Raw genomic sequence first — 11877 nt, 5'->3', positions numbered from 1 at the left:
CAGATAGTCGTCAGCGCGCCGAAACGACCTCAAGGGCCCGCCAGCGCGGCGTCAATTCAGGTTCTTCTTCGCTCAGCGCCGTGCAGCGCCCGCTGACCGGGATGATCTCGGTGCGCATATGCACGTCATAGCGCTGGCCACCGATCCGCAGCGGCGCCACGAAATCGAGGCCATCGGCAGGCTCGGGCCATTCCACCGCTTCCATCTGCACAGCCGCGCCCGCGCTGTGGCTGGCGGACCAGACCATGGCCGCGTGCTGGGCCACCTGCGCGGCTTCGGGCAGGCCGGCCTGGCCGCGATAGGCGGGCAGGTAGATATCCCCGCGCCGGATGGTGGCGAGAAATTCCGGCACCTGTTCAGGCGTCAGCCGCGCATAGCGCCGCTGCACCGGCAGCAACACCAGCGATGCGGCAAAACGGCAACCGCCGACATGGGTGGCCTGCAAAATCTGGATTTCCGCCGGATCGGCCGCCGCCACCAGCGCCTTGTAGGTGGCAAAGCCAAAGCGCGCGCAGCAGGCGTCGCGCCGGCTATCGGTGCAGCAGAGCAGGATCGGGCGCGGATCGGGGCGGCCGGCCAGCGGCTCACCTGCCGTAACCCGTTCAATGGCGGCTGCCAGCTCGTCTTCGCCGTCGAAGTCGGCCACCATGCCATTTGCCTGCAGCATGGGCAGCGTGTCGGTTTCCCCGACCCGGTCCACCAGGGCAACGTGGATGCCCTGCTTCATCGCGCCTTGAATGGCGCGGGACAGAGCCGGGCCCATATCGGCCGATTCAAAGCGCGGCACCCGCCACTTTCCGCGCGGCCAGCGCACGAAAATGAAGCGCTCGGCCATATTGCCCGTGCCCGCCAGCGGTTCGCCGCGTTCGAGGCACACGTCGCGGCAGAAAAGATGCTTGCTCATTGCTGGCCTTCGTCGAACGGCGTGAAGGGGCGCCCGGCGACATGGCCCTCCACCAGCTCCAGTGCCAGATCCAGCCCGGCCATGGTGGTGCCGAATGTCGGGCCCGGCAACAGTACGAACTGGCCGTTTTGGCACGCCGTGAGCGCCAGGCACCAGCCGGGCGCGAATTTCTCATACGCTGCCAGCACAGTCGCCGGCGTGGCGTCGGGCTGCTGACGATAGAAGCCAAAAACAAAGTCGGCATCGAGGTCCTGTATCAGCTCGGGACTGAACGTGACCTCATTGGTGGGCAGCGCGGCAATGGGCGCGGTTTCCTTGAAGCCCAGATCGCGCACGACCTGGGTGATGGCGCCGAGATTGCCACCATGGCGGTAGACCCACAATTCCTCGGCAGCGGGGAACATGAAGGTCAGCGTGACCGAAACCTCTTCGGAATTGCCGATATAGCCGCGAGTGCGCGCGATATTGTCGCGATAGCGTTGCAGCCGGGCTTCGAAATTGCCCGTCTTGCCCGAAACATCGGCCAGCGCCCGGATGGTTTCGATCAGGCCCAGCTCGGCATTGTTGATGATCAGCGTGGGAGCCACGCTCTGCAACTGCTCGGCCACGGCCGGATCGGTGTAAGGGCCGCCAATGATCAGGTCAGGCTCGAGCGCGGCAATGGCCTCGACATCCAGCCCGTTGAACCCGCCGACATAGCCCATGCCGGTATTGGCATAATCGATTCCCAGCGTGTCCATGCCGCCCCGCAGGAAGTGATTGCCTTCTGCATCGGTGCGTCCGGCACTGCCCACGACCGGAGCGCCGAGTTCATAAAGCGGCAGGGCCACGATCTGGTCGTTGAGCGCCACAATGCGTTGTGGCGCCACCGGAATGTCGAATGTGCCGTTGGCGGCGGTGTAGGACCGCGTTTCCTGCGCGGAAACGGCGGTAAGAAGTCCGGCAAACAGGACCAGTGCAACAAAGGGCAGGCGAAAGGTCATTCCATGGCTCCAGATCTGTTAGTTCAGGTCACCTTCGACCTCTGTTGCCGGGTCGCCATCGGCGGCGGCCTCGAGCATGGGCACAAGGCTCTCGATAGTGACCGGGATCGAGAGCAACGTTGTGCGGGCGAAGGCAGCCACTTGCTCGTCGGTCAGGAAGATTTCGCCACCCGTCGCGTGCGCCTTGAGAAAGGGGCGAGTGGGGTAGTCGAGCGCATTCTGCAGGCCTGCCGTCATGCCGTACCAGACGATGACGTCGGCATCGATCGGTTCGATTATTTCGGGCGAAAAGCGGATCGAGAAGGTTTCCTGGGTGACCTCATCGAGCGCCTGAGGCGTGGCAAAGCCCAGGGCAGCCATGACCTTGGCGCGCACATCCAGTTTGTTGAAGGCGCTGAATTCACCGTCATAGACACCGCCAACAACAGCCGTTTTACCCACCCATTCGGGGTGGCTGGCGCGGACATCGGCCAGTTTTGCATTGATTGCCTCGATCTGGCGGATGGCTTCGGCTTCCTCGCCCACCGCGCGGGCCGCCAGTAGGGCACGTTGGTCCCAGGGCAAGGCGTAATTGCCCACGCCAGCCGGAACGGCCACCACCGGCGCAATAAGGCTGAGCTTGGCATACATGGCTTCATCGATGCCGGAAGCCAGGGCGATGATGACGTCCGGATTCTCTCTGGCGATCAGCTCGACGTCGAGGTCCCCACTCAGCACCACCGGCTCGCTTTTGAGATAGGGCCGCGCCCAGGGACCTGCGGTAAATGGGAAATTGTCGCGCCAGTCCCGCACGATGACCGGCTGGATGCCAACAGCCAACAGGTTGCCAATACCGCCATGATCGATGCTTGCGACACGCTGGGGCTTGGCAGGGATGACCGTCGTGCCGAATGTATGCTCGATGGTCAGGGGAAACTCCTGCGCCAGCGCCGGAGAAATTGCAGACAGCAAGGCCATGGCGATCACGCCAGAAGCGCGGGCCAGCAGGCCGGCAGAACGCAAATGACGCATCACAATCTCCGTGATCAATGTGTGGTTGTTGCGCGGCTGCGCAGCAGCAGCGCGATGAAGATCGGTACGCCGATCAATGCGGTGAGCAGGCCGGCAGGAATCTGGATGGGGGCAAAGGCTGCGCGCCCGACAAGATCGGCTCCCGACACGAGGAGAGCGCCAATCATCGCCGTCAGCACCAGGTGCAGGCCAATCCCCGCAGGAGCCAGGCGCTGGGCGGCATGGGGGGCAATCAACCCGACAAAGCCCAGCGGTCCCACCACCGAGGTGGCAACGGCCGCCAGCGCGACCGCTATGAGCAATTGCACATTGCGTACCAACCGCACTGGCGCGCCCAACCCAACGGCGGTTGCTTCGCCAAAGCGCAACGCGCTCATCGTGCGGCTGATGCCCAGCAATGCCGCCATCAGAACCGCAAGCGCGGCGGACAAGGTCCAGACATCGTTCCAGCTCGCCGCATTGATCGAGCCTGACAGCCAGGCCAGCGCCGCCATGGCCCGGTCGATCTGGCCATAGGTCATCATCGTCGAGGTGATCGAGGAGATGAAGGCCGACAAGCCAATGCCGACCAGGATGAAGCGGATCGTATTGCCGCCCTGGCGGGTGCGGGACAGCCCTTGCACGGCCAGGGCGACGAGGATCGCCCCGAAAAATGCCGCCCAGGGACGCAAGGCTCCCGACTGGTCGGGCATTAGGACGGTGAGGGTAACCACGGCCAGCGCCGCGCCCTGGCTAACACCCACCAGTGAGGGATCGGCCAGGCCGTTCCGCGTCGCATTCTGCAGTGCCGCGCCCGATAGCGCCATCATGGCCCCGACCAGCGCGGAGGTGAGGATGCGCGGGAAGCGGAACTCCCAAACCACATTGTCGATGGCCCGGCTGATAGTGATGCCGCGCAGCGTCTCCATCAATTCGCCCAGCGCCACGCCATAGCTGCCGGTGGCCAGGCTCAGCGCACTAACCACAAGCAGTGCGACCCCCAACAGCACCAGCGCAACCAATGCCCGCACCGGCAGCTTGAGCGCGACCCATTCTCGCGGATCGCGCAGCACCCAATGGCGGGGCGAAGCCAGTTCCGATCTCACCGCATCCTCCGCCGTACCAGATGCACGAAAAGCGGAGCGCCGATCATCGCGGTGATAATGCCGGTCGAAATCTCGCGCGGCGGAATGGCAATGCGCGCCGCGATATCGACCGAGAGCAGGTAGATCGCCCCGGCCAGCGCCGCATAGGGCACTACCCAGCGATAGTCCGAGCCCACATAGAGCCGCACCACATGAGGAATGACCAGGCCAATAAAGCCTAGCGGCCCGGCCAGCGCCACAGAACATGCCGTCAGCACCACCACCACCGCCAGCAATTGCAGCTTGAGCATGCCGGTGCGCACGCCCAGCCCCTGGGCAACCTCGTCGCCCATGGCCAATAGCGTTACCCGTGGCGCCAGCGCTATGCCTGCGGCCAGCGCTACGGCCAGCCAGGGCCCCACATACCAGAGCAGATTGATGTCGCGCCCAGCCAATCCGCCCGTCAGCCAGACGCGTAGATTGTCGAACGTATCCTGATCGAGCAGGTGCGCGATGGAGATGAGCGCCCCCAGAAACGCACTCACCGCAGCCCCGGATAGCGTGAGGCTCAGCGGCGTTGCACCGCCCGGCACATAGCGGGCAATGACATAGACCACCAGCGCCGCTCCCAGCGCGCCGACCATGGCGATCCAGGGGATCAGCGCCATGGCCGTAATCCCCAATAGGCTGCTGGCCATGACCACGGTAAAGGAAGCACCCGCAGTGAGGCCGAGCAGGGCCGGATCGGCCAGCGGATTGCGCGTCACCCCCTGCATCAGCGCACCCGCCAGCGCCAGACTCGCGCCAACCACCACGGCGATGACAGCTCGTGGCAGCCGCAGGTTGCGGACGATCACGTGGTCGAAGTTCTTGGCGTCAAAGACGGTGATTGCATCCACCACCGTACCGAGCGCCAGCGGCTTTGCCCCCACCGCGATATGCAGCAGGAACATCAAGACCAGCAGACCAAGCAGGATCGGCGCGCCCGACACTGCCCGTATGGGATGGCGCGCAGGTGCCGCGGCGGCGTCGCTCATTGTGCCGCCACTTTCGCCTGGCTCTGCCGCTTGGCGCCAAACGGCACGCAGACCAGCCTGCCGCTGGTCGGGTCGCGCAACACGCTTGCCTCCAGCCCAAACACGTCGCGTAGCCGTTCGGCCGTGAAGATATCGTCCGGCGCCCCGGCACAGACGATCCGGCCTTCTTTCATCATCACCAGATAGTCGGCATAGGCGGCCGCCAGGCTCAATTCATGCAGCACGATGACCAGCGTCCGGCCGCGCTCATGCGCCAATCCGGTCAGCAGGTCCATGAGATCGACCTGCACCTTGAGATCGAGAAAGGTAGTGGGCTCGTCGAGCAGGATCAGCTCGGTTTCCTGTGCTAGCACCATGGCGACCCAGCAGCGCTGCCGCTGTCCACCGGAAAGTGTATCGACGGCGCGCTCGGCAAAGTCGGTAATGCCGGCGGTCTTCATCGCGCCGTTCACCGCGTCCTCATCGGCCTGCGACCATTGCCGCAGCAGCGATTGATGGGGAAACCGCCCCTGCGCCACCAATTCGCGCACCGTCAGCCCCTCGGGCGCACTGGGGCCCTGCGGCAGCAGGCCCAGCTTGGCGGCGACCGCGCGCGTATTGAGCTGGTGAATGTCCTTGCCGTCGAGCAGGACCTGGCCCTTCGACGGCGAAAGGATGCGTGCCAGCGTCTTGAGCAGGGTGGATTTGCCGCAGCCATTGGGGCCGATCAGCACGGTCACTTCGCCGCTTGGCACTTCGAGCGCGATATCCTGCAGGATATCGGTCCCGGCATAGCCCGCCCGCAGATCCAGCCCTGTCAGCCGCGTTGCGCGCCCGCCGTCCTGATCCGGCACCGGCCGCTCCAATCCTGATCACCCAAGTCAGTATTTGGCCTTAACAAAGCTGATTTTTTAAATCAAGTAACATGGCGACAACCGGCCGACAGGCTCGACTTTGCCACGCCCCTCGTTCATCATCGCCGGACATTACTCTCCCTCGGCGATCCTCCCATGTCCCTCACCCGTTCTCGCTTCCGCGACCTTGTCGGTCTGGCTGAACCTGCCGTTGCGGCTAGGGCCGTGACTGTCGAAGCGCACCCCGATTACATCATCGAGCATCTGACGCTTGAATTGGATGGCGTGCTGGTGCGGGGCATCCTCACCCGGCCTGTCGAGACCGGCAAAGCCCGGCCAGCCATTCTCTATGGCCACTCCCATGGTGGACGCTACGATATCGGCGCCGAGGAGCTCCTGGTGGGGCGCGAATATCTGGTTGATCCGCTGGGTCCGGTCTTCGCCAGAGCGGGCTATGTGACGCTCGCCATCGACATGCCCGTCTTCGGCAAACGCGCCAATGTCAGTGAGAGCTTCGCTGCCAAGGCCTTGCTTTGGCAAGGAAAATCGCTGTTTGGTCAGATGGTGTCCGATCATTCGGCGGCGCTGACCTATCTGGCGAGCCGTCCCGATGTCGATGCGAACCGGATCGGCGCTTTCGGCATTTCCATGGGCTGCATGCTCAGCTACTGGCTGGCCGCTCTGGATGAGCGGATTGCGGCGGTGACCCATCTCTGCTGCTTCGCCGATTTCCGGACCATGATCGAGCTCGGCGCCCATGACGGGCATGGCATCTACCTCACCGTGCCGGGCCTGTTGGCGGAAACCGATGCCGGCGCGATCGCCGGGCTGATTGCGCCGCGCCCGCAACTGGTCTGCATCGGCGAGGCCGACAAGCTCACGCCGTCTCTCTCGGTGGAGCGGGCCTGGCGGGAGCTGCAGCCCCATTACGCCGCTGTCCCGGACCGCCTGCAACTGGTGAGCGAGCCAGGTATCGGCCACGCCGAGACCCCCCGCATGCGGGCCGCCGCGCTGGCATTTTTCGCTGAATATCTAGGCGCTTAGGCCGTTGGAGGTTGCGATAGCTCGCGCCCGGCCCGTTTCAATAGGACAAGTACCTGTTCCATATCGGGCGTGCCCTGCTTGTCGAGCCGCTGGGTATAGGGGCAGGTGAGGGCGGCGATGACTTTGCCGAGCGGGCCGAAAATTGGGATCGAGATATTGTGGACCCCGGAAACCTGGGCGCTCGGCATCATTTCATAACCTTGTCGCCGGACGGTATCGAGCCGCTGGGCAATGTCGGATGGCAGCTTCGCCGGATGGCCCGGGTCCTGTTCCTGGAGCATCAGCAATTGCTCCTGGGGTGTCGCAAAGGCCAGGAAAACATGGCCTGAGCCGGTATTGAGCAACCCGATCCGGCTGCCGACTCGAACCGAAACATTCCAATAGCCGGGGCTGTCGACCTGGGCCACCGCGACCAGGATATTGCGGTCGCGGATGACCAGATGGGCGGCCTGCTCGGCCCGGAGCGCGAAGCCGCGCAGTGCCGGATTTGCCTGGCTGATCAGGCGCTGCAGCGGCGGGCGGGCATGGGCGAGTTCGAAGAGCCTGAGCGTCAGTTCGTACCGGTCTTCCTGGGTGCGGCGCACGTAGTTGCGGCGGACCAGCCGGTCGAGCATGCGGTAGATTTCATTGGGCGAACGGGCCAGCGCCTTGGCGATCTCGGCCTGGCTGAGACCGTCGGCGGTGGCCGCCAGGAGCTCGATGATGTCGAGGCCCTTGTCGAGTGCGGGGGCCCGGTATCGCTCCTGTTCGTCGGCCTCTTGGTCCATCCCATTCTCACTTTTCCGGTTAGCACATGCCGTCGATTGGTTAGCAGACTGTGCACGTCTGCAGCAGCACGCGTGAACGAAGCGCCTTGCGTCAAATCTTCATTTGTGAATAGATTGTTCGTATATGACGATAAGTCAATCGCGAGGAGGACCTCCGGCACTTCTATTGCGCTCTGCGCAATCGGACAGCCGAGGACGCGAATGGGTGGACAATGGGTGCATTGATTGAGCTGATCGGCATCGGCAAGTCGTTCCCCGGCGTCCGGGCGCTGCACAATGTCAATTTCGATCTGCAGGCGGGGGAAGTGCATGCCCTGATGGGCGAGAATGGCGCGGGCAAATCGACGCTGATGAAAATCCTCTCGGGGGTCTATCGGCGCGATGCGGGAGAAATCCGGCTCGATGGCAAGCCGGTCGAGATTGCCAGCCCCCGCCAGGCGCAGGAAATGGGCATTGGCATCATCCATCAGGAACTGGCGCTGATGCGCGACCTGACGGCGGCGCAGAATATCTTCATCGGTCGCGAACCGCGCCGGCTGGGCGGATTGTTGCTCGATGAAGGCGCACTCAACCGGGCCGCCCAGGCGATTTTCGACTCCATGAATCTAAAGCTCGCGCCGACTGTACCGGTGGGCAGCCTGACAGTGGCCAAGCAGCAGATGGTCGAAATCGCCAAGGCGCTGAGCTACCGCTCGCGCGTGCTGATCATGGATGAGCCGACGGCGGCGCTCAACGACATTGAGATCGCCGAACTTTTCGTCATCATCAACCGGCTCAAAGCCGAAGGCGTGGGCATCGTTTATATCTCCCACAAGATGGACGAGATCAAACGCATCTCCGACCGGGTGACGGTGATGCGCGATGGCGAATATGTCGGCACCGTGCCGGCCGCGACCACCTCGATGGAAACCATCATCTCCATGATGGTGGGACGCACCCTGACCAGTGAAGCGCTCACCGTGCCCAATACCTCGACAGCCCCCGTGGCGCTGGAGGTGCGCAATCTCAATCGCGGTCGGGACATCCGCGATGTGAGCTTTTCGGTGCGCAAGGGCGAGATATTGGGACTGGCCGGACTGATGGGGGCAGGGCGGACCGAAGTGGCGCGCGCCATCTTCGGCGCCGATCCGCGCGACAGCGGGGAAATCTGGGTCAATGGCAAGCGGGCCGGGATATCGACGCCCGGCGATGCGGTGCATGCCGGCATTGGCTATCTCTCGGAAGACCGCAAGCATTTCGGCCTCGCGACGACAATGAATGTGCGTGACAATATCGCGCTGGCAAGCATCGCCCGGTTCACCCGGCCAGGCGGCCTGCTCGACGATGGCGCCATGCATCAGATGGCCCAGCGCTACATCGGGCAATTGGCGATCAAGACGCCATCCGACATGCAGGAGGCGCGGCTGCTGTCAGGCGGCAACCAGCAGAAGGTCGTGATCGCCAAATGGCTGCTGCGCGATTGCGATATCCTGATCTTCGACGAGCCGACGCGCGGCATCGATGTCGGCGCCAAGTCGGAAATCTATAAGCTGCTCAACGCCCTTGCCGCCGAAGGCAAGGCCATTATCGTGATTTCGTCCGAACTGCCCGAAGTCCTGCGGCTCAGCCACCGCATCGCGGTGATGTGCGAGGGGCGGTTGACCGGAACGCTCCCCGGTGGCGCATCCCAGGAAGACATCATGCGGCTGGCGACCCAGCGGCAGAGTACGGTGGCGGAGGTGGCTCATGCGGGGTGATGGTTTTCTTCACCTCTCCGCCTCGCGGAGCAAGTTTCGCTCAGGACTCACACCACCCACGGTGTCATTCCGGCGCAGGCCGGAATCCATGTCCGCATGTTCCTACGACCACTGGCGTTGGGGGATGCTTCTCAGCATGGATCCCGGCCTGCGCCGGGATGACACCGTGTTCTTGGATGCATCCCGAGTAGACACCGCCCCCTTGCATGACGCCGCCTGGGCACAAACCCTCGACTTCAGCCCTCCCTCCCCCTTGAGGGGAGGGCCGGGGAGGGGGTGGTTTTGTGGGCTACTGAACGACCCCCACCCTCAATCCCTCCCCTCAAGGGGGAGGGAGGCGAAGGCCGAGGGCTTTGTTGAATGGTTTTTGTGAGGAAAGACCGGCATGACTGACACAGCACTTCCGGCCAAGAGGGGCATCCGTATTTCCGGCGCCTTTCATCGGCTGCTGGCTTTTTCCGGGCTCATCGCGCTGGTCGTGGTGTTTTCCCTGGCCTCGCCCAATTTCATGCAGACCCAGAATGTGCTCGCCATATTGCAGGCGACCTCGGTCAATGGCGTGCTGGCGATTGCCGCGACGCTGGTGATTATCACCGGCGGCATCGATCTGTCGGTGGGAACGCTGATGACCTTCTGCGCTGTTATTGCCGGGGTCGTGCTCACCTATCTGGGGCTGCCCCTGCCGCTGGGCGTGCTCGGCGCCATTCTTGCGGGCACTTGCAGCGGGCTGGTTTCGGGCACCATCATCGCCAAGCTCAAGGTGCCGCCCTTCATCGCGACCCTGGGCATGATGCTGATCCTCAAGGGCCTGTCGCTCGTCATTTCGGGTACCAAGCCGATCTATTTCAACGATACGCCCGGCTTCACCCAGATTGCCCAGGGATCGCTTGTGGGAGCCGTCATTCCGGCCATTCCTGTGCCCAATGGCGTCCTGATCCTGTTCCTGGTTGCCGGTCTTGCCGCCTTCGTGCTCGGCAAGACTGCACTGGGCCGCTACACCTTCGCGCTTGGCTCCAATGAAGAGGCGGTGCGGCTCTCCGGCGTCAATATCGATCGCTGGAAGATTGCCGTCTATGCCACGGCCGGGGGCATTTGCGGGGTGGCGGGCCTGCTGATCGCGAGCCGCCTCAATTCGGCCCAGCCAGCCCTGGGCCAGGGCTATGAGCTTGATGCCATTGCAGCGGTGGTGATCGGCGGCACGTCGCTGTCAGGCGGACGTGGCACCGTTGTGGGGACGCTGATTGGCGCTTTGATCATCTCTGTGCTGGCCAATGGCCTGCGCATTCTTTCGGTCCCCCAGGAATGGCAGACGGTGGTCACCGGCTGCATCATCATCCTGGCCGTCTATGCCGATATACTGCGGCGCCGTACACTCTAGCGCCGACCGACTGCGCCGCTTTCAGGCGGCGCCAAGACCAAGCAGGCGACAAGCCTCGAATGACAAAAGTCAAACCTTCCGGGAGGAAACATGTTCAACCGCCGTACCTTTATCGGGGCCATCAGCGCCCTTGCTCTCCTCAGCGCCAGCGCACCCGCCTTCGCCCAGGAAAGCTATGATATCGCCCTGATCTCCAAGGGCTTCCAGCACCAGTTCTGGCAGGCCGTGAAGGCCGGTGCCGACAAGGCTGCCGCCGAATTCGGCGCCACCGTGACCTTTGAAGGCCCGGAAACCGAAAGCCAGGTCGACCGCCAGATGGACATGCTCGCCGCGGCCCTGTCGCGCAAGCCCGACGCCATTGGCTTTGCCGCGCTCGACAGCCAGGCCGCGACCCCGCTGCTGCAGCAGGCCAAGGATGCCGGCATTCCGGTCATCGCCTTCGACTCCGGCGTCGAGAGCGACATTCCGTTGACCACGGCAACCACTGACAACGTCGCCGCGGCCGCTTTGGCCGCCGACAAGATGGCCGAACTGATCGGCGGCGAAGGCAAGGTTGCCGTCGTGGCCCATGACCAGACCAGCCGTACCGGCATCGACCGCGTCGACGGCTTCGTCAACCGCATCAAGGAAGCCTATCCCAAGATCGAGGTCGTCTCGGTGCAATATGGCGGTGGCGACCAGTTGCAGTCGACTGAGATCACCAAGTCGATCCTGCTGGCCAATCCCGACCTCAAGGGCATTTTCGGCGCCAATGAAGGCTCGGCGATCGGCGTGGTGAACGGCAAGACGGAGCTGGGCAGCGCTATCGTCGTCATCGGCTTCGATAGCGGCGCGGCCCAGAAGGGCTTCATCGAGAGCGGCGCGATGGCCGGCGCCATCACCCAGAACCCGGTTGGCATTGGCTACGAAACCGTCAAGGCGGCCATCTCAGCGCTCAAGGGCGAAACCCTGCCGCCTGTTATCGACACCGGGTTCTATTATTACGACAAGGCGACCATGGCTAATCCCGAGATCGCCGCAGTGCTTTATGACTGAAGATAGACCACGGGTATGGCGGTGAACTCGCCATACCCACCGGCTTGCTGGTGATGGGTAGTGTTTACTCTGGACGTATTCAAGA

11 protein-coding genes are annotated in these 11877 nt (G+C 63.6%); 4 read left to right on the top strand and 7 right to left on the bottom strand.

Features of this window, described 5'->3' with window-relative positions:
- Window positions 1-10: 10 nt before the first annotated feature.
- From QQL79_RS12100 to QQL79_RS12075, 6 genes are read right to left on the bottom strand one after another with little or no spacing between them, the layout of a single operon-like run.
- A complete protein-coding gene (locus QQL79_RS12100) occupies window positions 11-904 on the bottom strand; it encodes a sucrase ferredoxin (RefSeq protein WP_284391120.1) in 894 nt (297 codons plus the stop codon).
- Window positions 901-1887: an ABC transporter substrate-binding protein gene (locus QQL79_RS12095; protein WP_284391118.1), complete on the bottom strand. Its 987-nt coding sequence runs from the start codon at window positions 1885-1887 to the stop codon at window positions 901-903. Before QQL79_RS12095 ends, QQL79_RS12100 begins: the two co-directional genes overlap by 4 nt.
- A gap of 18 nt (window positions 1888-1905) precedes the next feature.
- Complete coding sequence (locus QQL79_RS12090; protein ID WP_284391117.1) at window positions 1906-2898, bottom strand: ABC transporter substrate-binding protein; 993 nt, start codon at window positions 2896-2898, stop codon at window positions 1906-1908.
- A 14-nt stretch (window positions 2899-2912) separates the two neighbouring features.
- A complete protein-coding gene (locus QQL79_RS12085; protein WP_284391115.1) occupies window positions 2913-3983 on the bottom strand; it encodes a FecCD family ABC transporter permease in 1071 nt (356 codons plus the stop codon).
- Window positions 3980-4999, bottom strand: coding sequence for a FecCD family ABC transporter permease (locus QQL79_RS12080; protein ID WP_284391112.1), 1020 nt, complete (start codon window positions 4997-4999; stop codon window positions 3980-3982). The genes QQL79_RS12085 and QQL79_RS12080 overlap by 4 nt, the downstream gene beginning before the upstream one ends.
- Window positions 4996-5832, bottom strand: a complete 837-nt coding sequence (locus QQL79_RS12075) for an ABC transporter ATP-binding protein (RefSeq protein ID WP_284391111.1) — start codon at window positions 5830-5832, stop codon at window positions 4996-4998. The genes QQL79_RS12080 and QQL79_RS12075 overlap by 4 nt, the downstream gene beginning before the upstream one ends.
- Before the next feature lie 156 nt (window positions 5833-5988).
- On the opposite strand from QQL79_RS12075, the gene QQL79_RS12070 reads away from it, so the two are divergent.
- Window positions 5989-6876 carry an alpha/beta hydrolase family protein gene (locus QQL79_RS12070; RefSeq protein WP_284391109.1) on the top strand — a complete coding sequence of 296 codons (888 nt, stop codon included), beginning with the start codon at window positions 5989-5991 and terminating at the stop codon, window positions 6874-6876.
- On the opposite strand, the gene QQL79_RS12065 is transcribed toward QQL79_RS12070, so the two are convergent.
- On the bottom strand, window positions 6873-7643 hold the full coding sequence (locus QQL79_RS12065; protein ID WP_284391107.1) for an IclR family transcriptional regulator: 771 nt from the start codon (window positions 7641-7643) through the stop codon (window positions 6873-6875). The genes QQL79_RS12070 and QQL79_RS12065 overlap by 4 nt on opposite strands.
- A 212-nt stretch (window positions 7644-7855) precedes the next feature.
- Here QQL79_RS12065 and QQL79_RS12060 point away from each other — a divergent pair, with 212 nt between their 5' ends.
- From QQL79_RS12060 to QQL79_RS12050, 3 genes are all read left to right on the top strand, one after another.
- On the top strand, window positions 7856-9379 hold the full coding sequence (locus QQL79_RS12060; RefSeq protein WP_284391105.1) for a sugar ABC transporter ATP-binding protein: 1524 nt from the start codon (window positions 7856-7858) through the stop codon (window positions 9377-9379).
- 385 nt (window positions 9380-9764) lie between these two features.
- The gene (locus tag QQL79_RS12055) at window positions 9765-10757 is read left to right on the top strand and encodes an ABC transporter permease (protein WP_284391104.1); all 993 of its coding nucleotides are present in this window, start codon (window positions 9765-9767) and stop codon (window positions 10755-10757) included.
- 90 nt (window positions 10758-10847) lie between these two features.
- On the top strand, window positions 10848-11792 hold the full coding sequence (locus QQL79_RS12050; RefSeq protein ID WP_284391102.1) for an ABC transporter substrate-binding protein: 945 nt from the start codon (window positions 10848-10850) through the stop codon (window positions 11790-11792).
- The last annotated feature ends 85 nt before the right edge of the window (window positions 11793-11877 follow it).

It is taken from the genome of Devosia yakushimensis (genome assembly GCF_030159855.1).
GTDB lineage: Bacteria > Pseudomonadota > Alphaproteobacteria > Rhizobiales > Devosiaceae > Devosia > Devosia yakushimensis.
The sequence above is the reverse complement of the archived record's forward strand: the minus strand, read 5'-3'. Positions and strand labels throughout refer to the sequence as shown.